The 25,193-nt window shown below is 37.3% G+C and carries 39 protein-coding genes and 1 other annotated feature; of the genes, 2 read left to right on the top strand and 37 right to left on the bottom strand.

Features of this window, described 5'->3' with window-relative positions; translation table 11 throughout:
• Positions 1–11 precede the first annotated feature (11 nt).
• Positions 12–545 (top strand): TetR/AcrR family transcriptional regulator, encoded by a 534-nt coding sequence (locus CBF37_RS06160; protein ID WP_125983874.1) that lies wholly within the window; start codon positions 12–14, stop codon positions 543–545.
• Between the two features lie 62 nt (positions 546–607).
• Positions 608–871 (top strand) — a binding site (T-box leader).
• A gap of 55 nt (positions 872–926) precedes the next feature.
• The gene (locus CBF37_RS06165) at positions 927–2,036 is read left to right on the top strand and encodes a 5-methyltetrahydropteroyltriglutamate--homocysteine S-methyltransferase (protein WP_125983875.1); all 1,110 of its coding nucleotides are present in this window, start codon (positions 927–929) and stop codon (positions 2,034–2,036) included.
• Between the two features lie 87 nt (positions 2,037–2,123).
• On the opposite strand, the gene CBF37_RS06170 is transcribed toward CBF37_RS06165, so the two are convergent.
• From CBF37_RS06170 to tuf, 37 genes are all read right to left on the bottom strand, one after another.
• A complete protein-coding gene (locus CBF37_RS06170) occupies positions 2,124–4,763 on the bottom strand; it encodes a GW dipeptide domain-containing protein (protein ID WP_125983876.1) in 2,640 nt (879 codons plus the stop codon).
• A gap of 350 nt (positions 4,764–5,113) precedes the next feature.
• Positions 5,114–5,506 carry a 30S ribosomal protein S9 gene (rpsI, locus tag CBF37_RS06175; protein ID WP_125983877.1) on the bottom strand — a complete coding sequence of 131 codons (393 nt, stop codon included), beginning with the start codon at positions 5,504–5,506 and terminating at the stop codon, positions 5,114–5,116.
• A gap of 13 nt (positions 5,507–5,519) precedes the next feature.
• The gene (gene rplM, locus CBF37_RS06180) at positions 5,520–5,963 is read right to left on the bottom strand and encodes a 50S ribosomal protein L13 (protein WP_125983878.1); all 444 of its coding nucleotides are present in this window, start codon (positions 5,961–5,963) and stop codon (positions 5,520–5,522) included.
• A gap of 145 nt (positions 5,964–6,108) precedes the next feature.
• The gene (truA, locus tag CBF37_RS06185; protein WP_125983879.1) at positions 6,109–6,855 is read right to left on the bottom strand and encodes a tRNA pseudouridine(38-40) synthase TruA; all 747 of its coding nucleotides are present in this window, start codon (positions 6,853–6,855) and stop codon (positions 6,109–6,111) included.
• Positions 6,856–6,911: 56 nt separating this feature from the next.
• On the bottom strand, positions 6,912–7,709 hold the full coding sequence (locus CBF37_RS06190; protein ID WP_125983880.1) for an energy-coupling factor transporter transmembrane component T family protein: 798 nt from the start codon (positions 7,707–7,709) through the stop codon (positions 6,912–6,914).
• Positions 7,699–8,571 carry an energy-coupling factor ABC transporter ATP-binding protein gene (locus CBF37_RS06195; protein WP_125983881.1) on the bottom strand — a complete coding sequence of 291 codons (873 nt, stop codon included), beginning with the start codon at positions 8,569–8,571 and terminating at the stop codon, positions 7,699–7,701. The genes CBF37_RS06190 and CBF37_RS06195 overlap by 11 nt, the downstream gene beginning before the upstream one ends.
• Positions 8,547–9,395 (bottom strand): energy-coupling factor ABC transporter ATP-binding protein, encoded by an 849-nt coding sequence (locus CBF37_RS06200; protein ID WP_125983882.1) that lies wholly within the window; start codon positions 9,393–9,395, stop codon positions 8,547–8,549. The genes CBF37_RS06195 and CBF37_RS06200 overlap by 25 nt, the downstream gene beginning before the upstream one ends.
• A gap of 276 nt (positions 9,396–9,671) precedes the next feature.
• Positions 9,672–10,058, bottom strand: a complete 387-nt coding sequence (gene rplQ / locus CBF37_RS06205; RefSeq protein ID WP_125983883.1) for a 50S ribosomal protein L17 — start codon at positions 10,056–10,058, stop codon at positions 9,672–9,674.
• A 35-nt stretch (positions 10,059–10,093) separates the two neighbouring features.
• A complete protein-coding gene (locus CBF37_RS06210) occupies positions 10,094–11,032 on the bottom strand; it encodes a DNA-directed RNA polymerase subunit alpha (RefSeq protein ID WP_125983884.1) in 939 nt (312 codons plus the stop codon).
• Between the two features lie 78 nt (positions 11,033–11,110).
• Positions 11,111–11,500, bottom strand: coding sequence for a 30S ribosomal protein S11 (gene rpsK, locus CBF37_RS06215; RefSeq protein WP_125983885.1), 390 nt, complete (start codon positions 11,498–11,500; stop codon positions 11,111–11,113).
• Between the two features lie 28 nt (positions 11,501–11,528).
• Entirely contained in the window at positions 11,529–11,894 is a 366-nt protein-coding gene (gene rpsM, locus CBF37_RS06220) for a 30S ribosomal protein S13 (RefSeq protein WP_125983886.1), read from the bottom strand.
• 18 nt (positions 11,895–11,912) lie between these two features.
• Positions 11,913–12,026, bottom strand: a complete 114-nt coding sequence (gene rpmJ, locus CBF37_RS06225) for a 50S ribosomal protein L36 (RefSeq protein ID WP_009488082.1) — start codon at positions 12,024–12,026, stop codon at positions 11,913–11,915.
• A gap of 32 nt (positions 12,027–12,058) precedes the next feature.
• Positions 12,059–12,277, bottom strand: coding sequence for a translation initiation factor IF-1 (gene infA, locus CBF37_RS06230; protein ID WP_077275915.1), 219 nt, complete (start codon positions 12,275–12,277; stop codon positions 12,059–12,061).
• A gap of 197 nt (positions 12,278–12,474) precedes the next feature.
• Positions 12,475–13,128 (bottom strand): adenylate kinase, encoded by a 654-nt coding sequence (locus CBF37_RS06235; protein ID WP_125983887.1) that lies wholly within the window; start codon positions 13,126–13,128, stop codon positions 12,475–12,477.
• A gap of 59 nt (positions 13,129–13,187) precedes the next feature.
• Positions 13,188–14,486 (bottom strand): preprotein translocase subunit SecY, encoded by a 1,299-nt coding sequence (secY, locus tag CBF37_RS06240; RefSeq protein ID WP_125983888.1) that lies wholly within the window; start codon positions 14,484–14,486, stop codon positions 13,188–13,190.
• Entirely contained in the window at positions 14,486–14,926 is a 441-nt protein-coding gene (rplO, locus tag CBF37_RS06245) for a 50S ribosomal protein L15 (protein WP_125983889.1), read from the bottom strand. Before rplO ends, secY begins: the two co-directional genes overlap by 1 nt.
• 42 nt (positions 14,927–14,968) lie before the next feature.
• On the bottom strand, positions 14,969–15,148 hold the full coding sequence (gene rpmD, locus CBF37_RS06250) for a 50S ribosomal protein L30 (protein ID WP_125983890.1): 180 nt from the start codon (positions 15,146–15,148) through the stop codon (positions 14,969–14,971).
• 11 nt (positions 15,149–15,159) lie between these two features.
• A complete protein-coding gene (gene rpsE, locus CBF37_RS06255) occupies positions 15,160–15,660 on the bottom strand; it encodes a 30S ribosomal protein S5 (protein ID WP_125983891.1) in 501 nt (166 codons plus the stop codon).
• 20 nt (positions 15,661–15,680) lie between these two features.
• The gene (rplR, locus tag CBF37_RS06260) at positions 15,681–16,037 is read right to left on the bottom strand and encodes a 50S ribosomal protein L18 (RefSeq protein ID WP_125983892.1); all 357 of its coding nucleotides are present in this window, start codon (positions 16,035–16,037) and stop codon (positions 15,681–15,683) included.
• 22 nt (positions 16,038–16,059) lie between these two features.
• Complete coding sequence (rplF, locus tag CBF37_RS06265) at positions 16,060–16,596, bottom strand: 50S ribosomal protein L6 (RefSeq protein WP_125983893.1); 537 nt, start codon at positions 16,594–16,596, stop codon at positions 16,060–16,062.
• 29 nt (positions 16,597–16,625) lie between these two features.
• Entirely contained in the window at positions 16,626–17,024 is a 399-nt protein-coding gene (rpsH, locus tag CBF37_RS06270) for a 30S ribosomal protein S8 (protein ID WP_125983894.1), read from the bottom strand.
• Between the two features lie 34 nt (positions 17,025–17,058).
• A complete protein-coding gene (locus CBF37_RS06275; RefSeq protein WP_077275924.1) occupies positions 17,059–17,244 on the bottom strand; it encodes a type Z 30S ribosomal protein S14 in 186 nt (61 codons plus the stop codon).
• Positions 17,245–17,262: 18 nt separating this feature from the next.
• A complete protein-coding gene (gene rplE / locus CBF37_RS06280) occupies positions 17,263–17,802 on the bottom strand; it encodes a 50S ribosomal protein L5 (RefSeq protein ID WP_125983895.1) in 540 nt (179 codons plus the stop codon).
• 27 nt (positions 17,803–17,829) lie between these two features.
• The gene (gene rplX / locus CBF37_RS06285) at positions 17,830–18,141 is read right to left on the bottom strand and encodes a 50S ribosomal protein L24 (RefSeq protein WP_125983896.1); all 312 of its coding nucleotides are present in this window, start codon (positions 18,139–18,141) and stop codon (positions 17,830–17,832) included.
• A gap of 34 nt (positions 18,142–18,175) precedes the next feature.
• On the bottom strand, positions 18,176–18,544 hold the full coding sequence (rplN, locus tag CBF37_RS06290; protein WP_077275927.1) for a 50S ribosomal protein L14: 369 nt from the start codon (positions 18,542–18,544) through the stop codon (positions 18,176–18,178).
• 50 nt (positions 18,545–18,594) lie between these two features.
• Positions 18,595–18,861 carry a 30S ribosomal protein S17 gene (gene rpsQ / locus CBF37_RS06295; protein ID WP_125983897.1) on the bottom strand — a complete coding sequence of 89 codons (267 nt, stop codon included), beginning with the start codon at positions 18,859–18,861 and terminating at the stop codon, positions 18,595–18,597.
• A 23-nt stretch (positions 18,862–18,884) separates the two neighbouring features.
• Positions 18,885–19,079: a 50S ribosomal protein L29 gene (rpmC, locus tag CBF37_RS06300; RefSeq protein ID WP_125983898.1), complete on the bottom strand. Its 195-nt coding sequence runs from the start codon at positions 19,077–19,079 to the stop codon at positions 18,885–18,887.
• Entirely contained in the window at positions 19,069–19,503 is a 435-nt protein-coding gene (rplP, locus tag CBF37_RS06305; RefSeq protein ID WP_125983899.1) for a 50S ribosomal protein L16, read from the bottom strand. The genes rpmC and rplP overlap by 11 nt, the downstream gene beginning before the upstream one ends.
• A 2-nt stretch (positions 19,504–19,505) precedes the next feature.
• Positions 19,506–20,162, bottom strand: coding sequence for a 30S ribosomal protein S3 (rpsC, locus tag CBF37_RS06310; RefSeq protein WP_125983900.1), 657 nt, complete (start codon positions 20,160–20,162; stop codon positions 19,506–19,508).
• A 14-nt stretch (positions 20,163–20,176) separates the two neighbouring features.
• A complete protein-coding gene (gene rplV, locus CBF37_RS06315; RefSeq protein ID WP_125983901.1) occupies positions 20,177–20,524 on the bottom strand; it encodes a 50S ribosomal protein L22 in 348 nt (115 codons plus the stop codon).
• Between the two features lie 19 nt (positions 20,525–20,543).
• Positions 20,544–20,822, bottom strand: a complete 279-nt coding sequence (gene rpsS / locus CBF37_RS06320; RefSeq protein ID WP_125983902.1) for a 30S ribosomal protein S19 — start codon at positions 20,820–20,822, stop codon at positions 20,544–20,546.
• Positions 20,823–20,867: 45 nt separating this feature from the next.
• Complete coding sequence (gene rplB, locus CBF37_RS06325; protein WP_125983903.1) at positions 20,868–21,701, bottom strand: 50S ribosomal protein L2; 834 nt, start codon at positions 21,699–21,701, stop codon at positions 20,868–20,870.
• Between the two features lie 33 nt (positions 21,702–21,734).
• Positions 21,735–22,022: a 50S ribosomal protein L23 gene (gene rplW / locus CBF37_RS06330; protein ID WP_125983904.1), complete on the bottom strand. Its 288-nt coding sequence runs from the start codon at positions 22,020–22,022 to the stop codon at positions 21,735–21,737.
• Positions 22,022–22,645, bottom strand: a complete 624-nt coding sequence (gene rplD, locus CBF37_RS06335) for a 50S ribosomal protein L4 (RefSeq protein ID WP_125983905.1) — start codon at positions 22,643–22,645, stop codon at positions 22,022–22,024. Before rplD ends, rplW begins: the two co-directional genes overlap by 1 nt.
• Before the next feature lie 24 nt (positions 22,646–22,669).
• Positions 22,670–23,305 (bottom strand): 50S ribosomal protein L3, encoded by a 636-nt coding sequence (rplC, locus tag CBF37_RS06340; RefSeq protein WP_125983906.1) that lies wholly within the window; start codon positions 23,303–23,305, stop codon positions 22,670–22,672.
• A 25-nt stretch (positions 23,306–23,330) separates the two neighbouring features.
• The gene (gene rpsJ, locus CBF37_RS06345) at positions 23,331–23,639 is read right to left on the bottom strand and encodes a 30S ribosomal protein S10 (protein ID WP_077275938.1); all 309 of its coding nucleotides are present in this window, start codon (positions 23,637–23,639) and stop codon (positions 23,331–23,333) included.
• Positions 23,640–23,940: 301 nt separating this feature from the next.
• Positions 23,941–25,128: an elongation factor Tu gene (gene tuf, locus CBF37_RS06350; protein ID WP_125983907.1), complete on the bottom strand. Its 1,188-nt coding sequence runs from the start codon at positions 25,126–25,128 to the stop codon at positions 23,941–23,943.
• Positions 25,129–25,193 lie beyond the last annotated feature (65 nt).

Raw genomic sequence — 25,193 nt, forward strand, 5'->3', positions numbered from 1 at the left:
ATGGTAAAAAAATGTATGATGATATTTTAGACACAGCAGAAAAACTTTTTATGACTCAAGGATATTTAGCCACATCTACCAGACAAATAACTGACTTATTAGGTGTGTCACAGCCGACCATTTATTATCACTTTAAACATAAGGAAGATATTTATTATCATGTCATGCTCCGACTCTCTCTTGATGTTGAACAAAAATTAAAAAAGATTGAGCATGAGTCGACGATGGATTTAGAAGATACACTTTTACTAATGATTAATTATCTGACACATGAGCACCCGATTAACTTTTTTTTAATGATGCATGATATTAAGTACAACCTATCAGAAGATATGTCACAAAAACTCTACCAGCTATTTTCCACATCTTATAAAACACCTTTTATCAACTTATTCAAAAAAGAACAATCCCGATTATCGGAGTCAATCAATATCGACTTTACCGTTGGCCAACTGTTCATTCTTATGACTGCTTACTTAGGCCAAGAAGATGAAGGTACGTTGCCTAAAAGTATTCACTTATTTTTAAATGGAGTGTATGCTTGATAATTTATTTTTTATTATTGACACACCTATTATGTCATGTTAGGATTATTAAAAATAAATGATAAAACACTAAGAAAAAGAAAGTAGAATTTAATTGACGTTCTTTTAGAGAGCCTCGGCAGCTGAAAAGAGGTGAACAGACTTAAATTTGAAAATGGCTTTTGAGTGGATACTTCGAGAAGGTCTCTTTTAGAAGTATACGGAAATCCCCGTTAGATAGATGCTGATATCGTATTTTTTGACGATACCGTATCAGACAGAGGTCGCAACTTTTCATTGCGGCAAATTAAGGTGGTACCATGTAATCCGTTTATTACATCCTTAGGAGAATAACTCTCCTAAGGATTTTTTTATTTTAATTTTGAAATGGAGGAATTTACTATGTGTCAATTGGTTAATCATTATGAAATCGTTGGGAGTTTCTTAAGACCCGAAAAATTGAAAGAAGCACGGAAAGCTTTTGAAGCAAACCTTATTAGTGAAAGTGAATTAAAGCAAGTAGAGGATCTTTTAATCACAGACTTAATTAATAAACAAAAAAAATTAGGCCTTGGTTACGTAAGCGATGGTGAATTTCGCCGAAGTTATTGGCACTTGGATTTTTTCTGGGGATTTTTAGGTGTTGAACATATCATCAAAGAACAAGGATACCTCTTTCACGGAGAAGAAACAAGAGCAGATTCAGCTAGACTCAGCGATAAAATTAAATTTAATCCGCATCATCCTGTATTTGAAGAATACCAATTCGCAGCAGCTTTAGCAGGAGATATCCCTGTACGTCAGAGTATTCCTGCACCGTCACAGTTCTTTGCAGAATTAGTTCGCGGAACAAATGAGGATACAGTCAATCAAATCTATCCTGATCGCAATAAACTGTATCATGATATTTCAGCGGCCTACCGCGATACTCTGCTTACCTTATACAAACTTGGCTGCCGTCATATAAAACTAGATGATTGTACGTGGGGAATGTTAGTTGATAAAGATTTCTGGCAGACAATGACTAATGATGATTATGATACAAGCGAACTTCAAGAACTTTACTTGCAACTGAATAATCAAACCATTCGTGATTTACCCGAAGATTTAGCTGTTACAACGCATATTTGCCGCGGTAATTATCACTCGACTTGGGCGACATCTGGAGGCTACGAGCCAGTTGCAGAAACATTATTCGGCAAAGAACATGCCAACGCATTTTTCTTAGAGTTTGACGACAATCGCTCAGGAAATTTTGAACCGCTGCGCTACATACCTGAAGATACACACGTTGTTTTAGGTTTGGTTACTAGTAAAAATGGTAATTTGGAAGACCGCGATGCGATTATTGCTCGTATCAAAGAAGCAAGTCAATATGTCCCTTTAGAACAACTTAGTCTAAGTCCGCAATGCGGGTTTGCCTCAACTGAAGAAGGTAATATCTTGACAGAAGATGAACAATGGAAAAAACTTGAGTTTATTAAAAGTATCGCCGATGAAATTTGGGGATAAAAATAAGCGATAGATACTCTTTTAGAGTTCTCTATCGCTTACTATTTTATTTTAATTTCATATATGATCATGATTTAACTAGGGGATTTATTTAATGAGTTTTATATCCACTGACTTAATCCATAAATCTTGCTTCGTGTCAGAAGAGCTTAATTTACCTTCAAAACGATACCATGTTCCATAGGCTGTTGTCACCTGTTCAAGAAGTGTAATTTTTTCCTTATAGAAAACCTTAGTACGTCCAATTTGTTTCGTATGACGCGGACTAATGTATGCCTCGTTATAAAGCAAGCCGTATTCTTGTGTCACTTCAGCTTTTTGATTTAGTGCCTTTTGATTTGTCTTTTCGTCAATTAAATCAACTGATTTAACCCAGCCGATAGTACGTTTATTATTATTATTAATCACTGCTCGATACCATGTACCGTATGATGTTTCAGCGGAAGCATCAATATCAATCGCACGATTTACCATACCGTTAAGATTATTTATTGATTGTGTTTGATTGCCGTCATACGGACGATCATAGACTGCCCCGTAGTTTTTGTTAATGACACGCTTAGTTTCCAATGATTGATAATTATAGAAACGTGCTACATCATTTGCGCTTACCCAGACATCTTTATCAGCACCAGCCACAGATAAACGTGTGTGATACCATAGACCTGCCGGAGTTTTCGCTTCTTCAGTGATAGTGATAGTACTATTCACTCGACCGTTTAGGCGGCCAACTTCTTTGGTCTTTTCGTTATTAACATACGGCATATCGTAAAAGATACCGTAATCTTTATTGAATGACGCCTTGAATTCATTTTTCTTGATAGTCATATTTTTATCAAGGTCGACAGATTTTACCCAGCCTGTTGCATTCTGGTTTGCTCCATTTTTAAAAGATACTTCATACCACTCACCGTAGTCAGTCGTTGCCTTAGCTGTTGCGTGAAAATATTGATTTAGTTTGCCACTTAAATTACCGATGGACTGTACTTGATTGCTGGTGTATGGTGATTCATAAATCAAACCGTAATCTTTGTTAACATAGAAATCTTCATCAATTTTTTGATAGCCGCGATAATTATCTGTATCCGTAGCTTTAATCCAACCTGATACTTGTTGACCATTTTGAGTAAATATTGTCTTATACCATAACCCGTATCCTGTTTGTTGTTCTTCAGTCACCTTAATTTCTTTACCTTGCATACCGGATGTATTTCCCACTACTTTCGTTGACTCACCACAGTATGCCTCATTATAAATTAAACCATAAGGAACTTTAATTGTCACATCTTTATCAATTTTCTTTGATGGTAATGTATCAACAAAATCTGTTGACTTCATCCAGCCCGATTGACTACGACCATTTACATCATAAAATACCTTGTACCATTCGCCATAACCGGTTATCCCTTTTTCAGAAATAGACACTTGCATACCGCGCTGGTTTTTCAAATCAACAATACTTCTAACACCTGGATAGTATGGTTGATCATAAACAATCGCAAAGTTTTTATCTAATACTTTTTTATCAGAGTATCTTTCTGTTTTTAAAATATCTTTGAATTCGCTACTTTGAATCCAACCAGTCCGATTTTGACCATTTTTTGTATAACTAAACTGTTGCCACGTACCATGTCCGTTGACCACCTCTTTAGTCACAGTTACTTTAGCGTTTACAAGTCCAGATGTGTAGTCAGAAGCTCCATCACCTGTTTGATAAGGACGTGAATAAATAGCAGCGCCACCTGTATTCACATATCTGACTTGATTCATGCTTCTTTGACTTGTTGTATTATCTTTGTTGTCGCCGCCCAACTTGAACAACATAATCTTAGTCCAAGGTGTCGCTGACTTAATATTACTCTTAATATTACGGTCATAAGAATGCCACATCATGTTGTCGCTAGACTTATTTCCCCAGAAGAAACCAATATGACAATCATAGTTGGGTTTACTGAAATCCGGTTCAAAATACAACACATCACCTTTTTCAGCCTTACCGCTGCTAAGTAACTGCTGCACAGAAGAAAATTCATAATACTCTGTATTTTGTCTTAACGCATCACGCCAGTTATAGGCATTAGCCACATCGCCCCATGCATTGGCCACATTAGTAATGGCATTTAAATTACCACCAGAACGTTGGAACACACTCGCGACAAATCCTGTACAGTTAAACCCAGGACCATATTGATTCGGATCACCATTTGGACTTAAATTTTGAATTGAAGGAATCCATAAACCTCTAAATGGTGTACCTAAATAAAAATTATCCCATTCGTGACTTTTCAATTCATTTAAGACACGATCTTTACTAGTTCCCATAAATTCAGCAGCACCTTGTCTTTGACCGCTGCTAAAAAAACTAGCTTTAGCTCTACTGCGACGCATTCCATCTACACTACTAGCATAATCAGTTGTTTCTTTAATATACTCTAATACCTTTTGATATTCTTCAGGTGTCTTAGCTTCTTTTCTTAATTTATCAATTTCTTCCGGAGTTAACGTTTTTTTCTCCGTATCTTCTTTATCCATGTCTTGTTCAGTCTTTGTATCTTCTGATGAGGGCAATTCTGTACTAGAATTCATCTCTGTCTGACTCGTACCAACTAAAGCCGCTGCCTGTTCATTGTTTTGTTTTGCATCGGATGATTGAATTCCTTCTGCCAAAACTGTACTAGGTGCACTTAAAACCAACACTGAAAACAAAAAAAGTCCTTTTTTATTCATTTTTAGTCTCCTATTTTGAAAATTTATTTATGATTGTATTATAGCAAATTATTTTTATAAATAGGAACATTTTTTAAAAACACTAGTAAAATATATTCTAAAAAAACTACTCAATTAATTGTTTTCTAATAAACAATTATAAAAAAAGAGTTATCTAGCTAAATATATGACTATCAACACCAAATTCGTGTATAAAAAACAAAAAAATCAATTTAATCTAAAATACTTTGATTTTAGATTAAAAAGTTGGAGAAGACAGAATTGAATGGACCATTGGTTTATGTAGTCATGAAAAAAGACACCTTCCAAATAAATGGAAAGTGTCTTGAAATATTGATATATAGAATATATTAACGTTTTGAGAATTGTGATGCTTTACGAGCTTTTTTAAGACCTGGTTTTTTACGTTCAACCATACGAGCGTCACGTGTTAAAAGACCAGCGCGTTTTAAGACTGGACGGAAGTCTGGATCTACTTGTAGTAATGCACGAGCAATACCATGACGAGTAGCGCCTGCTTGTCCTGCGTAACCACCACCGTTTACGTTAACTAAAACGTCATAAGCACCTTTAGTTTCTGTTGCTACTAATGGTTGCATAACGACTTCACGTAAGTCAGCATGTGGAAGATATACTTCGATTTCTTTATTGTTAATAACGATTTTACCTGTACCTGGTACTAAGCGTACGCGTGCTACAGATGTTTTACGACGGCCTGTGCCTAAATATTGTACTTTAGCCAATGAGTTTTCCTCCTTAAATTAGGTTTGTAATGTCTAATACTTCTGGTTGTTGTGCTTGATGATTGTGTTCGCCCTCACCGTATACGAATAATTTAGATCCTTGTTTACGTCCTAAAGTATTCTTTGGTAACATACCTTTAATTGAATTTTCAACTAAACGACGTGAGTTTTTCGCACGTAATTCACCAGCTGTTACTGATTTCAAACCACCTGTATGTTGGCTATGACGATAGTAAACTTTGTCTGTTTCTTTTTTACCTGTTAATTTAACTTTGTCTGCATTGATAACAATCACATAATCACCTGTATCGACATGTGGTGTGAATGTTGGTTTATTTTTTCCACGTAAGATAGATGCTACTACAGTAGATAAACGACCTAAAGAAATGTCTGTTGCATCTACTACATACCATTTACGTTCTACTTCGCCAGCTTTGGCCATATATGTTGTACGCATGGGTAAATTTCCTCCAATTTTCTTCTGTTGTTTGACAAGACACAATAAGATTCCGGGGCCTATCGTGGGGCAAACAATACCATGTACCATATTATAAGTATTTAGCCGATATGTCAATCTTTTTTACTAGTATTTTTAAACTTTTTTACTCCGAATAACTCACATTCATCAGAAACAACCCCTCCGGCTGTGCCGTAGGTCCTGTCAGTTCTTTGTTTTGCTGATCAATTGCCTGCGCAATCGCATCAATCGGCAATTGTCCATGCCCAATCTTTAACAGTGTTCCCACTAGCATGCGGACCATCTTATATAAAAAACCATTGCCTCTAAAAATAAACACAATATCCGTCGGACAAGTTTGTTCGATGGTTACTTCATAAACGGTACGTGTTTTATCTTCGACTGAACTGCCCGTTGCACAAAACATACTGAAGTCGTGCGTACCTACGATATATTGCGCTGCCTGTTGCATCCTGTCAATATCAACATCAAATGTATAATGAGCTGAATACAAGCGTTTAAACGGACTCCTAGACGCACTAATATCTAAATAATAATGATAGGTCTTCTCTTTGCTCAAATACCTTGCATGAAAGTCATCATTGACAGATTCAACTTTGCTAAAGCTGATATCAGATGGTGTTTGCGTATCTAAAGCAAAACGTAGTTTTTCCTCATCACGCTGTTGTGGCAAATCGAAATGGATTACTTGCCCCATCGCATGAACTCCTGCATCTGTTCGGCCAGAGGGATGAATAGTAACTGGTTTTCCGCCAGTTAAACGTTTCAATGTTTTTTCAATTTCAGCTTGAATTGTATTTACATTTTTTTGGATTTGAAACCCTGCGTAATTTGTACCATCATATTGAATAGTTGCCTTATATCGTGGCATCGTGCTGTTCTCTCCTTTAAAAAAACAGTCCTTTTTCAGGACTGTTTTTGTTTTTTTTATGTTCTAAGCAAAACTAACGTGACTGTTAACACGGCAAACGATAGAACAACTAAGGTATCCTGAAAATGCCAATGCAAAACTCGATACTTTGTTCGTCCTTCTCCACCTTGATAACCACGTGCCTCCATTGCTGTAGCAAGATCTTCTGCTCGGTTAAAACTGCTGACAAATAAAGGAATCAACAATGGGACAATTGCCTTCATTTTTTGCATCAAGTTCCCTTCACCAAAATCCACACCCCGAGCACGCTGCGCGTTCATAATTTTTTCAGTTTCATCCATCAATGTCGGAACAAAACGTAAAGCAATCGACAACATCAGTGAAATTTCATGCGCGGGAAATTTTACTACTTTCAACGGTCTTAAAATATATTCAATAGCATCTGCTAAAGAAAGCGGCGGCGTTGTTAATGTGAGTAATGTCGACATAAAAATGATTAAAACAAAACGTAAGAAGATATACGCACCGTTGGTTAAACCAAATTGGCTAATCGTAATAAATCCCCAATGAAAATAGACCTCGCCACCTTGGGTGAACATAATCTGCAAAATAACAGTAAATAGTATCAGCCAAATTAATGGCTTAACACCATTGATAAAAAATTTAACACTGATCTTAGATAAATAAATGGCAACAACAGTAAAAGCAAACATCAAACCAAAGGAAGGAAAGTTATTGCATAAGAAAATAATACCGATAAAATAGAAACTCATTAATAATTTAGTACGCGGATCGAGGCGATGAATAAATGAGTCACCTGGAATATAGCGTCCTAAAATCAATTTATTCATCATGTGCTGATTCCCCCTTTAAATCGGCTGCCAACTCATCCGCAAGCTCTTCTGCCGTTAAAGGCAGTTGATTAAAGCGAAAACCTTTTTCCATTAAACGGTAAGCAAAGGCAGTTGCGGTGGGTACACCAAGCTGCTTCTCTTTCAACCAAGCAGAATCACTAAAGATATCACGAGGATGACCCTGCTTTTGGATAGTACCTTTTTCAAGGACAATCATAAAGTCAGCGTATTCAGCGACATCATCCATTAAATGCGTCACTAATATGATGCTGATCCCCTTTTCTTTATGCAAACGATAAAACATATCCATCATATCTTTACGCCCTTGCGGATCTAATCCAGCTGTCGGCTCATCCAAAATAACGACTTCTGGTTCCATAGCTAAAACACCTGCAATGGCTACGCGTCGCATTTGCCCGCCTGACAAGTCAAATGGTGACCGCTCTAAGTAGGAGTCATCTAGTCCAACAAGATCAATCATCTCTTTAGCTAAGCGTGTACTCTCTTCTTCTGATACGCCAAAATTCTTTGGACCAAAGGCAATATCACGTGCCACCGTTTCTTCAAATAATTGAGACTCAGGGAATTGAAACACGATACCGACCTTTTTTCGAATGGGTTTGAGATTCTTATTATTCGTTTCTGGTGTAATCACCCGATCACCTAAAGTCACCATTCCCTTAGTAGGCTTTAATAGAGCATTCAAGTGTTGCAATAAGGTCGACTTGCCACTTCCGGTATGACCGACAATTGCTGTGTAGGTCTGACTCGGAATTTCCAAGTTGATATCAAACAGAACTCGTTGTTCAAAAGGGCTGTTCGGTTGGTAAGTAAAGTCTACTTGTTCAAACCTGATGTCCATAACCAATCAACCATCCCTTCTTCAGTCAAATATTCTTTAGGAACTGAGATACCTCGCTGTTTAAGCGATGCTTTCAGTTTCTCAGGAAACGGAATATCCAATCCTAAATGAATCAGCTCTTCACCGCGTGAAAAAATATTAGCAGGTGTTCCCTCTTGTATAATTTGGCCTTCTCGCATTACCAAGACACGATTAGCAAATACCGCTTCATCAATATCATGTGTAATCGAAATAACTGTTAAATTTGACTCTTCTTTAATTTTGCGGATAGTTGAAATAACTTCTTCCCGGCCCTGAGGATCCAACATAGATGTGGCTTCATCAAGAATAATGACGTCAGGACGCAAAGCGATAACTCCGGCAATAGCAACACGCTGTTTTTGTCCACCAGATAATCGAGCCGGTTCTTTCTCTGCAAAATCTGACATACGCACTCGCTGCAAGGCATCCTGTACTCGGAGAACCATATCTTCTCTAGGTATACCTTGATTTTCAAGACCAAAAGCGACGTCATCTTCTACAGTAGAACCAACAAACTGATTGTCAGGATTTTGAAATACCATCCCAATCATTCGACGAATATCCCAAATATTTTTTTCCGTCACTTGATTCCCGTTTACCAGAATAGAACCCGAAGATGGTTCTATTAAGCCATTAATTGTTTTGGCCAAAGTTGATTTACCCGAACCATTATGTCCAATTAAAGCAACCCACTCACCAGGAAAAATATCTAAAGAAACATTAGTTAGTGCTGCTTTGGCTTCCTCGTCTTGGCTAAAGTATTTATATGTAATATTTTCTAATTTTATTAAAGGATTCGTCATTGACATCGTTCCCATCATTTTTTCTTTAAAAAAAAGCTTCATTCTATTCTTAATAACATAAATTATTAAAAATACAAGGAAACATTCGATTGTCTATATTTTAATGAGTAAAGCGTTCTTATTTTATCTATAAAAAAAGCACTTTATATGATGAGAGCATGTTCTGCGATTCAGCAACCGCAGAACAAGCACCGAGCTAGACTCGGAAGCCGAAAGCTTCCAACATCATAACACTCTAAAAGAATCATCTATAAAGTGATGCATAACAAATTGTTTTTAAACTAATTCAATAATAACCATTGGGGCAGCATCTCCACGGCGTTGTCCTTTTTTAAGGATGCGTGTATATCCACCTTGACGGTCAGCATAGCGAGGTGCTAAGTCATTGAATAATTTTTGTAAAGCAGTTTCTTGAACGATAGTTTCTCCATCTTCAGCTAAATGTGCATCTAATAATTCATTACGAACAAAAGCTGCAGCTTGGCGACGAGCATGAAGATCTCCGCGTTTACCTAAAGTAATCATTTTTTCAGTTGTTGAACGTATTTCCTTAGCACGAGCTTCTGTCGTTTCAATGCGTTCATTTATAATTAAATCAGTTGTTAAATCACGAAGTAAAGCTTTTCTTTGGCTACTTGTGCGACCTAATTTACGATAACTCACGTCGTATTTCCTCCTTTAATGAAATATTAAAATGATTAGTCTTCTTGACGTAATCCAAGACCTAAATCAGCTAGTTTAGCTTTCACTTCTTCAAGCGACTTGCGACCCAAGTTACGAACCTTAATCATTTCAGCTTCAGATTTACTTGTTAATTCCTGCAACGTGTTGATTCCAGCACGTTTTAGACAGTTGTATGAACGAACAGATAAATCTAATTCTTCGATAGTTGTTTCCAACATCTTTTCTTTTTGTGTTTCTTCTTTTTCAATCATGATTTCAGCATTTTTAGCTTCATCTGTCAAATTAACGAAAATATCTAAATGCTCAGTCAAGATTTTAGCAGCTAAGCTGATAGCCTCTTGCGGTGCGATAGATCCGTCAGTCCAAACATCTAAAGTCAACTTATCAAAATCATCACGACGACCAACACGTGTATTTTCTACTTGGTAGTTCACACGATTAACTGGGGTGTAAATAGAATCAACTGGTAATACACCGATTGGCATATCTTCCGTTTTGTTTTCATCTGCTTGTACATACCCACGACCAGGTTTAACCGTTAAACTAGCACGGAATGTTGCTCCTTCAGCCACACTACAGATGAATAGATCTTTATTTAAAATTTCAACATCACTATCAGTAATGATATCGCCTGCTGTTACTTCAGCGGGACCAGTAATATCAATTTCTAACGTTTTAACTTCCTCAGTGTAAAGTTTTAATGCCAACCCTTTAATATTTAATATTATTTGAGTTACATCTTCACGTACACCTGGAATAGTTGAGAATTCATGTAAGACACCATCAATTTGCAGATTAGTGATTGCAGCACCTGGAAGAGAAGATAACAAAATACGGCGTAAGGAATTACCTAAAGTTGTTCCATAGCCTCTCTCAAGCGGCTCGATGACGAACTTGCCATAATCTTTATCTTCATCAATCTTTGTGATTCTTGGTTTCTCAAATTCAATCATTCTTGTCTATACCCCTTTCAAAACGAAAAGTGTCCTGCTCAATGTCGCTAAGTATCCTAACAAAGAATAGCTCTCTCATTAAACACGACGGCGTTTTGGAGGGCGACATCCATTGTGAGGAACTGGAGTAACGTCACGAATTGCTGTCACTTCTAATCCTGTTGCTTGTAATGAACGAATAGCTGCTTCACGACCAGAACCAGGTCCTTTAACAGTTACGTCAACAGTTTTCAAGCCATGTTCCATAGCCGCTTTAGCTGCTGTTTCAGCTGCCATTTGTGCTGCGAATGGAGTTGCTTTTTTACTACCTCTGAATCCTAATGCACCTGCTGATGACCAAGAAATAGCGTTTCCGTGTACATCTGTTAGCATCACAATTGTATTATTGAAAGTAGAGTGGATATGTGCCACACCTGCTTCAATATTCTTTTTCACTCGACGTTTTCTACTAACTTTTTTTGCTACCATGAAGCTTCAAACCTCCTTGCTCTAATGATTATTTTTTCTTACCAGCGATTGAACGAGCTGGTCCTTTTCTAGTACGCGCATTATTTTTCGTGTTTTGTCCACGAGTTGGTAATCCACGACGATGACGCATACCTCTGTATGAACCAATTTCCATCAAACGTTTGATGTTTAAGTTCACTTCACGACGTAAGTCACCTTCAACTTTTAATTTATCCACTGCCGCACGAATAGCATCAGTTTGATCATTTGTTAAATCACGAACACGAATGTCTTCTGATACGCCAGCTTCAGCTAAAATATCTTGTGCTGTATGTTTTCCGATACCGTAAATATAAGTAAGCGAAATAACTACACGTTTATCACGGGGAATATCTACACCTGCAATACGAGCCATTATTCGTTACACCTCCTCTTATCCTTGACGTTGTTTATGTTTTGGGTTTTCACAGATAACCATAACTCGACCTTTACGACGAATTACTTTACATTTTTCACAAATGGGTTTTACTGATGGTCTTACTTTCATGATTATACCTCCTTGAATTTTACGGAGTACAATTATTTAAAGCGATAAGTAATACGGCCACGAGTTAAATCGTATGGAGATAACTCAACAGTTACCTTGTCTCCAGGTAAAATACGAATGTAATGCATTCTGATTTTGCCTGATACATGAGCCAAAATGACATGTCCGTTTTCTAATTCTACTTTAAACATTGCATTCGGCAAAGTTTCGACGACTGTACCTTCAATTTCAATCATTTCTTCTTTCGCCACAACTAGTACCTCCTTATTACTTTGTTTTGCATCCAAAAATGCTGACAAACGGAACAGCGGAACTAATTTACTTTCCAACTCGACTATTATAACATAATACATCGAACATAAAAAGTTGACTGTAGGATTTTAACATAAATTAAACCTTTCAGTCAAGTGAATTAGTGCTCTGCAATTAGTTAGATGTCTAGAAGGGCTTAATTGTTAACATCAATAATTTTTTTAATATCGATGAAAACATCTTGAATATCACGATCACCATCAACAGTGTCTAAGACACCTTGGTTTTCATAATAGTCTAGAATCGGTTTAGTATTTTTTACGTTAACAGCTAAACGATTTTTAACTGTTTCTGGTTTATCATCTTCACGTTGGTAGAAGTCATGACCTCCACAACGATCACAAGTACCTTCAACTTTTGGCGGGTTGTATAATTTATGATACGTTGCCCCGCAAGTGCGACAAATGAAGCGACCTGCTAAACGTTCTACTAAAACATCTTCTGCGACATGAATATTAAGGACATTATCAATTTTCTTGCCTAATTCCTCTAAAATTTTATCTAATTCTTCTGCTTGAGCTAGTGTACGTGGAAATCCGTCTAATAAGAAACCTTTTTCCGTATCAGCTTGTGATAAACGATCTTTAACAATGCCGTTAGTTACTTCATCAGGAACTAATTCGCCATTATCAATATAAGCTTTCGCCTTAACCCCTAAAGGTGTTTCGTTTTTCATTGCTTCACGGAACATATCTCCAGTAGAAATATGCGGAATCCCATAAGTGTCAATAATTCTTTCAGCTTGAGTTCCTTTTCCTGCTCCTGGCAACCCCATTAAAATGAGATTCATAAGTCTTCCTCCTTAAGTTCGAGAAAAGTGCTGAGGGATAATACCTCAACACAGCGCTCTTACTCTCTGATAAAACCAGTGTACTGACGTTTTAACAGTAATCCTTCTAATTGTTTATTTGTTTCTAATGCAACACTGATAACAATTAATAAACTAGTACCGCCAAGACCAATTGATGTTGGTAAATTCCACACATTGCTGGCAATAATCGGTAGGATTGCAACTAAACCTAGGAACACAGAACCTACTGTACTCAATTTCATAAGAAGCTGAGAAATATATGTCTCTGTATCTTTTCCAGGTCGTACACTTGGAATATAGCTTCCTTGCTTCTGCAAATTCTCAGCCACTTTCTCAGGATTAACCTGAACAAATGCATAGAAGAATGTAAAAGCAATAATCAGAATCGTATAGACTATCCCGCCTGGAATAGTTGTATAATTAAAAATTTGTGTTACTATTTCGTACCAACCTTTGCCACCTTGAGAGGTTTGAAAAGCTGATAAAAAAGCCTGTGGTGTTGCAATCAACGAACTGGCAAAGATTACTGGAATAACACCAGCGGCATTTACTTTTAAAGGTAAATAACTACTTTGTGGTGCTCCAGCAACTCGCTTTGTATATTGAATCGGAATTTTACGTTCAGCCTGTTGTACATACGTTACTAGAGTAACCACAATTAAGATGGCAATAACTAATACAACGCACAAAACAATTGACTTAAGCATTTCATCTGAACCAATATTTACAAAAAGCTGTTCGTAGATTTCTTTAACGCTGGTTGGAAAACGAGCAACGATACCTGCAAAGATTATCATTGATACCCCATTACCAATACCGTATTCCGATATTTGTTCACCCATCCAGGTAACAAACATCGTACCGGCGGTTAGAATTAATCCAATGGTGACATACGTAGTCACGTTAGGAGTTTTAACTAAACCTGCTCCAGTAAAATGATTAAATCCAGCAGTAATCGCTATAGACTGGACGAAACCAAGTACTAAAGTCAAATAGCGTGTCCATTGGTTTAACTTACGTCGACCAACTTCACCTTGTTTTGACCATTCAACAAATTTAGGAACTATATCCATTTGTAATAATTGAATAATGATTGAAGCAGTAATATAAGGGGAAACTCCCATTGCAAAAATAGAAAAGTTTTCCATCGCATTACCACTTACGGTATTAAACATAGCTACGATAGCTAGTTTATTTAATTCAAGTAATGCTTTCGCATCAACGCCTGGTACAGTAACATGGGCTCCTACTCTAAACGCGAAGAGAATCAGTAGCGTAAAAAGTATCTTATTACGGATATTTTTTACCTTAAACGAATCCTTCAACAGTTTAAACATTAGATCACCTCAATTGATCCACCAGCTGCTTCAATTGCAGATTGAGCTGATTTAGAGAATTTAGCTGCTTTCACAGTTAATTTTTTAGATAATTCGCCATTACCTAATACTTTAATCCCTGCTTTAGCATCTTTAATAATTCCTGCTTCAATTAAGATAGTTGGTGTAATTTCAGCACCATCTTCAAAACGGTTTAACACATCAATGTTAATAACTGCATATTCTTTACGATTAATATTAGTAAATCCACGTTTTGGTAAACGACGGAATAAAGGAGTTTGTCCCCCTTCAAAACCTAAACGTACTTTACCGCCTGAACGTGATTTTTGACCTTTTTGGCCACGACCTGACGTCTTACCATTGCCAGATGATGATCCACGACCTACACGATTACGTACATGTCTTGATCCTTCTGCCGGATGTAACTCATGAAGTTTCATTAACTCGGCACCTCCTTAAAGTAGTATGTTGAAATTTTATAATTAAATTTCTTTTACGTCCACTAAATGTGAAACTGTATTGATCATGCCTTTGATGGCTTCAGTATTCGCTTTAACAACTGTAGAGTTAGTTTTTTTCAAACCTAAAGCTTTAACAGTATCACGTTGGTATTGGGGACGTCCAATGACACTACGCTTTAACGTAATTTTTAATTCGCTCATTTTTAGTCCTCCTATCCGATTAATTCATTAACAGAAACGCCTCTTAATTCAGCAACCTCTTCTGCTTTCTTCAATCTATTTAGTCCTTCAAGCGTTGCACGAACAACGTTGACAGGTGTGTTTGAACCTAGTGATTTACTTGTAATGTCAGAAATACCTGCTAATTCAAGCACGGCACGAACTGGTCCACCAGCAGCAACTCCGGCACCCGCAACAGCAGGTTTCATTAAGATGCGTCCACCACAGAATGATCCAATCACTTCGTGAGGAATTGTTGAGCCAACCATAGGTACTTCAATTAGATTTTTCTTAGCATCTTCAACAGCCTTACGAATAGCTTCAGGTACTTCTTGTGCTTTACCCGTACCGAATCCAACGTGACCGTTTCTGTCACCAACTACAACTAAAGCAGCAAAACGTAAACGACGTCCACCCTTAACAACTTTAGAAACGCGGTTAATAGCAACAACGCGATCTTCTAGATCAAATTGTCTAGCGTCAATATTACTCATGAATGGTTTTCCTCCTTCTCCTAAAATTCTAGTCCATTTTCACGTGCTGCTTCAGCTAAAGCTGCTACACGTCCATGGTAAAGGTATCCACCACGGTCAAAGACTACTTCTTTAATACCTTTTTCAGTTGCTTTTTTAGCGATTGCTGCACCAACAGCTGTCGCTTCTGCAGTTTTATTTTCTGCTGTAATGTCTTTATCTACAGATGAGGCACTTGCTAGCGTCACACCCGCTACGTCATCAATTAATTGAGCGTAGATGTTTTTATTAGAACGAAAAACGTTTAAGCGTGGGCACTCTGCAGTACCAGAGATCTTGTTGCGTACGCGTTGATGTCTTTTACGACGTACTTTATTTTTATCTGGTTTTGTAATCACAATTGTCACCTCTTATTATTTATTATTTACCTGTTTTACCTTCTTTACGTCTTACGTGTTCGCCAACATAGCGAATTCCTTTACCTTTATAAGGTTCTGGAGGACGTACGCCACGAATGTTTGCTGCTAATTCTCCAACAACTTCTTTGTTAGATCCTTTAACAATAATAGACGTGTTTGAAGGGACTTCGATTGTAATACCTTCTGGAGCTTCGAAATCAACTGGATGAGAATATCCAACGCTTAATACAAGTTTTTTCCCTTGTAATTGTGCACGGTATCCAACCCCGATCAATTCTAAAGCTTTTTCAAAGCCTTCGCTAACACCAACAACCATGTTGTTTAAGTTAGCACGCATTGTTCCATGAATTGTTTTGTTTTCTTTGCTATCGTCAGGGCGAGATAAAGTTACAACGCCTTCTTCGATATTTAAAGTAATATTTGGTGAAAACTCACGAGTTAATTCACCTTTAGGTCCTTTTACAGTTACTGTATTTCCGCTTTGTGACACTGTCACACCTGCAGGAACAACGACTGGTTTATTTCCAATACGACTCACTCAGGACACCTCCTTAATTCTTTTAATTTTTACCAAACGTATGCTAATACTTCTCCGCCGATGTTACGCTCTCTAGCTTCTTTGTCAGTTAAGACACCTTCTGAAGTTGAGATAATCGCTATACCTAAACCGTTAAGTACTTTTGGCACATCATCTGATTTAACATAGACACGTAAACCTGGTTTTGAGATACGTTTTAAGTTAGTAATAACGCGTTCGTCGTTTTTACCATATTTTAAGAAAACACGGATGATGCCTTGTTTGTCATCTTCGATGAATTCTACTTCACGCACAAAACCTTCACGTTGTAAGATTTTTGCGATTTCAAATTTGATTGTTGATGCAGGTAATTCTAACGATTCGTGTTTTACGATATTCGCATTACGAATACGAGTTAAGAAATCTGCAATTGGATCTGTCATCACCATTGAATATTTTACCTCCTTTTACGGGTTTACTTTTTTACCAGCTTGCTTTCTTCACGCCGGGAATTTGTCCTTTATAGGCAAGTTCACGGAAGCAAATACGGCAAAGTTTAAATTTACGATAGACTGAATGTGGACGTCCACAGCGTTCACAGCGAGTGTATTCTTGAACTGCAAATTTTGCAGGACGTTTATTTTTAGCAATCATTGATTTTTTAGCCACGTAGTTCGCCTCCTTTAATTATTTTTGGAATGGCATTCCAAGTTGAGCCAATAGTTCACGAGATTCTTCATCTGAGTTAGCAGTCGTAACGATAACGATATCCATTCCTCGTACTTTATCAACTAAATCGTAGTCAACTTCAGGGAAAATTAATTGTTCTTTAATACCTAAAGTATAATTTCCGCGTCCGTCGAAAGATTTTTTGCTGATACCGTGGAAGTCACGTACACGAGGTAAAGAAACTGTTACTAATTTATCTAAAAATTCGTACATTCTTTCGCCACGTAGAGTTACTTTACAGCCGATTGGCATACCTTCACGCAAACGGAAACCAGCGATTGATTTCTTAGCTTTTGTGATGATAGGTTTTTGTCCAGAGATTAAAGCTAATTCTTCAACAGCTTTATCTAAGTTTTTACTATTTGATACTGCATCGCCCACACCCATGTTAATAACGATTTTATCAACTTTTGGTGTTTGCATTACAGATGAATAGTTAAATTTTTCCATCAATGATGGTGTTACTTCATTAAGATATTTTTCTTTTAGGCGGTTCATCTATTTAGGTCCTCCTTCCACTATGACTTATTTATCTAAAACTTCACCAGTTTTTTTAGAAACACGGACTTTTTTACCGTCAACAATCTTGTTTCCTACACGTGTTGGTTCTCCATTAGATGGATCAATCACCATAACATTAGAAACATGAATAGACGCTTCCGTTTCGATAATTCCTCCTTGAGGAGCTGTTGCGCTAGGTTTTTGGTGTTTTTTCATCATGTTAACACCTTCAACGATGACGCGATCTTTTTTAGGAAATGCTTTAAGAACGATTCCCTCTTTGTTTTTATCTTTACCTGAGATAACTTTTACCTTATCGCCTGTTTTAACGAACATCTTGTTTCGCACCTCCTTTAAACATAAGTATGTATTATAACACTTCTGGTGCTAGTGAGACTATCTTCATAAAGTTGTTGTCGCGTAATTCACGAGCAACTGGTCCAAAGATACGTGTTCCACGTGGACTCTTATCGTCACGGATAATCACACATGCATTTTCATCAAACTTAATATATGAACCATCAGCACGACGAGCACCTGATTTAGTACGTACAATAACAGCTTTTACTACTTCGCCTTTTTTGACAACTCCACCCGGTGTTGCATTTTTAACCGTACAAACCACGATGTCACCGATGTTGGCCGTTTTACGTCCAGAACCACCAAGTACTTTGATAGTTAACACTTCACGAGCGCCTGAGTTATCGGCAACTTTCATACGAGATTCTTGTTGGATCACTTCAGTATCCTCCTTTCAAACTTTCAGCTTTATCTATAGGAAAATTCGAATTAAATAATTACAGCTTCTTCAACAACTTCTAGTAAACGGAAGCGTTTTGTCGCAGATAATGGACGAGTTTCCATAATTTTTACGATGTCTCCAGTTTTGGCAACGTTGTTTTCATCATGAGCTTTATATTTTTTTGAATATTTAACTCTTTTACCATAAATTTTGTGAGTTTTTTTAGTTTCAACAATAACTGTGATAGTTTTATCCATTTTATCTGAAACCACACGTCCAGTGTAAACTTTACGTTCATTTCTCTCTTGAGTCATATGTAAATGGCCTCCTTCCACTATTACTTAGCAGCTTCTTGTTCACGCAAAACAGTTTTAATGCGTGCAATCGATTTACGAACTTCAGAAATTCGCGCTGTATTTTCTAATTGACCTGTTGCTAATTGGAAACGTAGATTAAATAATTCTTCTCTAAATTCTTTTTCTTTAGCGATCATTTCGGTAGTGGTTAATTCTCTGATATCTTTAACCTTCATTCGATTCACCACCCATTTCTTCACGTTTTACAATTTTAGTTCTAATTGGTAATTTGTGTGATGCTAATCTTAAAGCTTCACGCGCTACTTCTTCAGGTACGCCTGCGATTTCAAACATGATTTTTCCACGTTTAACCGGTGATACCCATCCTTCAGGAGCCCCTTTACCAGAACCCATACGAACACCAATTGCTTTTGATGTATATGATTTATGAGGGAAAATTTTAATCCATACTTTCCCACCACGTTTCATGTAACGAGTCATTGCAATACGGGCAGCTTCGATTTGGCGGTTAGTGATCCAGTGTGAATCAATAGCTTGTAAGCCGTATTCACCAAAAGTTACTTCTTTACCACCTTTAGCTTCACCACGCATTTTACCTCTAAATTCACGACGGTGTTTTACACGTTTAGGTACTAACATGATTATTTCCCTCCTTTCTCAGTGTTTTTTTTAGTTGGAAGAATTTCTCCACGACAAATCCACACTTTAACTCCTAGTTTTCCGTATGTAGTATCGGCTTCTTCCCAAGCATAATCGATATCTGCTCGAATTGTATGTAATGGAACTGTTCCTTCAGAATATCCTTCAGAACGAGCCATATCTGCACCATTCAAACGTCCAGAAACCAAAGTTTTGATTCCTTGAGCACCTGATCTCATTGTACGTTGAATTGCTTGTTTTTGTGCACGACGAAAAGCAACACGGTTTTCTAATTGACGTGCAATTCCTTCTGCAACTAATTTAGCATCTAAATCTGGTTTTTTGATTTCCACAATATTAATGTGTACTTTTTTACCAGTTAATTTATTTAATTCTTTACGTAATGCTTCAACTTCAGATCCACCTTTACCAATTACCATACCTGGTTTTGCAGTATGTATTGATATATTCACGCGATTTGCAGCACGTTCAATATCAACGGTAGAAACAGAAGCGTCAGCTAATCTAGTAGCGATAAACTTACGAATATTTAAATCTTCGTGTAAGTAATCAGCATATTCTTTTTCAGCGTACCATTTTGCGTTCCAGTCACGGATAACGCCGACACGCATACCAATTGGATTTACTTTTTGACCCACTGATTAATCCCTCCTTATTTTTCTGATACTACTACTGTAATATGACTTGTACGTTTGTTGATTGGTGAAGCAGATCCTTTAGCACGCGGACGAAAACGTTTCATCGTTGGTCCTTCGTTCACAAATACTTCTGATACTACTAAGTTTTCAACATCTAAGTCAAAGTTATTTTCTGCGTTAGCAATTGCTGACATAAGCACTTTTTCGACAATGCCTGCTGCTTTATTTGGTGAGAATTTCAAAGTTGAAATTGCTTCACTAACATTTTTACCTCTAATTAGGTCAACAACAAGTCTTGTTTTACGAGGTGAAGTGCGAACTGTTTTAGCAGTTGCCTTAGCTGAAGTAATTCTTTCTGACATGTTCGGTTCCTCCCCTCAATTAGCGTTTTGTTTTCTTATCGTCAGTTCCATGACCACGGTAAGTTCTTGTTGGTGCAAATTCACCCAATTTGTGCCCTACCATATCTTCTTGGATATAAACTGGAACGTGTTTCCTTCCATCATACACTGCAATAGTGTATCCAATAAAATTAGGGAAAATTGTTGAACGACGTGACCATGTTTTAATAACTTTTTTCTTTGATTGATCTTTTTGAGCTTCCACTTTATTCATTAAGTGTTGGTCTACAAAAGGTCCTTTCTTTAAGCTGCGACCCATGGTGTTCCTCCTCTCGAATCTTCGAATTCTTTTCTAAAAAACAGATTATTTAGATTTACGACGACGTACGATAAATTTATCTGATTTAGCTTTTTTGCTACGAGTTTTGTATCCAAGCGTTGGTTTGCCCCATGGACTCATTGGAGATGGGCGTCCGATAGGTGCTTTACCTTCACCACCACCGTGTGGGTGATCGTTAGGATTCATTACGCTACCACGTACTGTTGGACGTTTACCCATCCAACGACTACGACCAGCTTTACCGATATTTACTAATTCGTGTTGTTCGTTGCCCACTGTACCGATTGTTGCACGGCAAGTACCTAAAACCATACGAACTTCACCTGAATTAAGACGTACTAATACGTATTTACCTTCTTTACCAAGTACTTGAGCACTTGTTCCAGCAGAACGGATTAATTGTCCACCTTTACCAGGTTTTAATTCGATGTTATGGATAACAGTACCAACTGGGATATTTACTAATGGCAATGCATTACCAACTTTAATATCTGCATGTTCTCCAGAAGAAATTTGAGTTCCAACTGTTAAACCTTTTGGTGCTAAGATGTAAGTTTTCACTCCATCAGTATAGTGAATTAATGCAATGTTAGCAGATCTGTTTGGATCATACTCGATTGTTTTTACAGTACCAACCACATTGTCTTTATTACGTTTAAAATCAATTAAACGATATTGGCGTTTATGTCCACCAGCTTGATGACGTACAGTGATTTTACCTTGGTTGTTACGTCCAGCATTTTTCTTTAATGGCTGTAATAATGTCTTTTCTGGTGTTGATGTTGTGATTTCTGCAAAATCTAAACCAGTCATATTACGACGGCCATTAGTGGTAGGTTTATACTTTTTGATCGCCACGTGATTTCCCTCCTACTTTACTTTGATGCTGAATTATTCAGCATCAAAAATTTGAATGTCTTTTGAATCTTCTGTTAATTGTACGATAGCTTTACGACGTTTTTTTGTATATCCGGCATGTTTACCCATTCTTTTGAATTTTGGTTTCACGTTCATGATATTTACTTTTTTAACTTTTACGCCGAAAACAGCTTCTACAGCTTGCTTAACTAATGTTTTGTTGGCTCTTACGTCAACTTCAAACGTGTATTTTTTGTCGTCCATTGCTGCTACAGACATTTCTGTAATAACCGGGCGTTTAATTACATCGATTAATTCCATTATGCAAGCACCTCCTCTACTTGAGTCAGAGCTGTTTTAGTGATTAACACTTTATCAGCAGATACTACATCAAGTACGCTTACGTTATCTGATTCTACGATAGAAACATTTGGTAAGTTACGTCCTGATAATGCCGCAAAGTCATTACCACCCTCTAAAACAACTAATACTTTAGTATCTACATTTAAGTTTTCTAAAGTTGATTTGAATTCTTTTGTTTTTGGAGCGTCGAATGATAAACCTTCAACAACTACAAATTTGTTTTCAGCAACTTTTTCAGATAAAACTGATTTAATTGCTAAGCGACGAACTTTTTTAGGAAGTTTGTAGCTATAAGAACGTGGTGTTGGTCCAAAGACAACTCCACCTCCACGCCATTGTGGTGAGCGGATAGATCCTTGACGCGCACGACCTGTTCCTTTTTGACGCCATGGTTTACGTCCACCACCGCGAACCGCACTGCGGTTTTTAACAGCGTGTGTTCCTTGTCTTAATGAAGCACGTTGCATAATAATTGCATCAAATACTACATTTTCGTTTGGTTCAATGCCAAAAATCGCTTCGTTTAAAGTGATTTCGCCATTTTGAGTTCCATCTTGTTTAAATAATGCTACAGATGTCATTCTTTAGTTCCTCCTCTCCCACAATTATTTAGCAGCCTTAACTGCTGTTTTAATTTCGACTAATGATTTTTTAGCTCCTGGTACGTTACCTTTAACTAAAATAACATTTTTGTCTGTATCAATTCTAACGATCTCTAAGTTTTGAATCGTTACACGATTACCACCCATACGACCAGCTAATTTTTTATCTTTGAATACTCTAGACGGATCAGAAGCTCCACCCATTGATCCAGGACGACGGTGATAACGAGAACCATGTGACATAGGTCCACGTGATTGTCCGTGACGTTTGATAACGCCTTGGAAACCATGTCCTTTAGTCGTACCTGTAACGTCAACGATGTCTCCAGCTTGGAATACATCCACTTTGATTTCTTTTCCTACTTCGTATTCTCCAAGCTCAACATTTCTGATTTCTTTAATGAAGCGCTTAGGAGCAGTATTTGCTTTTGCAACATGACCTTTAGCAGGTTTGTTTGACAACACTTCACGTTTATCTTGGTAACCAACCTGGATAGCTTCGTATCCGTCAGTCTCAACAGTTTTAACTTGTAAGACAACGTTAGGAGTAGCTTCGATTACAGTAACGGGAATTAACTCACCATTTTCTGTAAAAACTTGTGTCATACCTACTTTTTTTCCTAAGATTCCTTTAGTCATGAGTACACCTCCATGATCTTATTTTTTATAATTTGATTTCAATATTTACACCACTTGGTAAGTCAAGCTTCATTAGAGCATCAACTGTTTTTGGTGTTGGGCTCACGATGTCGATTAGACGTTTGTGAGTACGCATTTCGAATTGCTCGCGTGAATCTTTGTATTTATGTGTTGCACGGATAACTGTATAAACAGAACGCTCTGTTGGTAATGGAATTGGTCCAGAAACCTCAGCACCTGTTCTTTTTGCTGTTTCTACAATTTTCTCTGCAGATTGATCTAATACTCGGTGTTCATACGCTTTTAAGCGGATACGAATTTTTTGTTTTGCCATCTTGTTTCCCTCCTTCGCCTATTTTAAAAGTAGACATAGCTCCACGAAAATTTAACCAACACGCCTCCATGGCAATGCTCCCTGGCGTGTCGCAACCTCTCGTTTCGACGCCACGATAATTTCTCTTTGGATACTGAATACTCTTTGTTCAGCACCTGTAAAATTATACTAAATATCTATCAATATAGCAAGCACTTTATTAAAAAAAAGATTAATTTTTTTATTAAAAAAAGTTGGAAACCGAGGTTTCCAACTTTACGTCCGAACACATAAAACTTATTTTGATAACCTTAAAGGTTAATTATTTAACGATTTCAGTAACAACGCCTGAACCAACAGTACGTCCACCTTCACGAATTGAGAAACGAGTTCCTTCTTCGATAGCGATTGGGTGGATTAGAGTTACGTCCATAGCTACGTTATCACCAGGCATTACCATTTCAGTACCTTCTGGTAATTCAACTACACCAGTTACGTCAGTTGTACGGAAGTAGAACTGAGGACGGTAGTTAGTGAAGAATGGAGTGTGACGTCCACCTTCTTCTTTTGATAAAACATAAACTTCAGCTTTGAACTCAGTATGTGGAGTGATAGATCCAGGAGCAGCTAATACTTGTCCACGTTCGATATCTTCACGTGATACACCACGTAATAAAGCACCAATGTTGTCACCAGCTTCAGCATAGTCTAATAATTTACGGAACATCTCAACACCAGTAACAGTTGTTTTACTTGTGTTTTCTGCAATACCAACGATTTCAACTTCATCGCCGACTTTAACTTGTCCACGTTCAACACGACCTGTTGCAACAGTACCACGACCAGTGATTGAGAATACGTCCTCAACTGGCATCATGAATGGTTTATCAGTATCACGTTCTGGAGTTGGAATATATTCATCAACTGCAGCCATTAAGTCTAAGATTTTTTGTTCGTATTCTGCGTCGCCTTCTAAAGCTTTTAATGCAGAACCAGCAACGATTGGAGTGTCATCTCCTGGGAAGTCATATTCAGTTAATAAATCACGAACTTCCATTTCTACTAATTCTAATAATTCTTCATCATCAACCATATCCATTTTATTTAAGAATACAACGATGTAAGGAACACCAACGTTACGTGATAAAAGAATGTGTTCACGTGTTTGTGGCATTGGACCATCAGCTGCAGATACTACTAAGATAGCACCATCCATTTGTGCAGCACCAGTAATCATGTTTTTAACATAATCCGCGTGTCCAGGACAGTCTACGTGAGCGTAGTGACGAGTAGCTGTTTCATATTCGATGTGAGAAGTGTTAATAGTGATTCCGCGTTCTTTTTCTTCTGGAGCGTTATCGATATCAGCGTAGTTTTGAGCTTCACCGAATCCATTTTTAGCTAAAACTGTAGCAATTGCTGCAGATAAAGTTGTTTTACCGTGGTCAACGTGTCCGATTGTACCGATGTTTACATGGGATTTCGAACGATCAAATTTTTCTTTTGACATTTTTCTAATTCCTCCTAAATTTAAAGGTCATTTATATAATATATTGGAGAAGGAATAAAATCAAA

The sequence above is a fragment of the Vagococcus vulneris genome, from assembly GCF_003950515.1.
Classification (GTDB): domain Bacteria; phylum Bacillota; class Bacilli; order Lactobacillales; family Vagococcaceae; genus Vagococcus; species Vagococcus vulneris.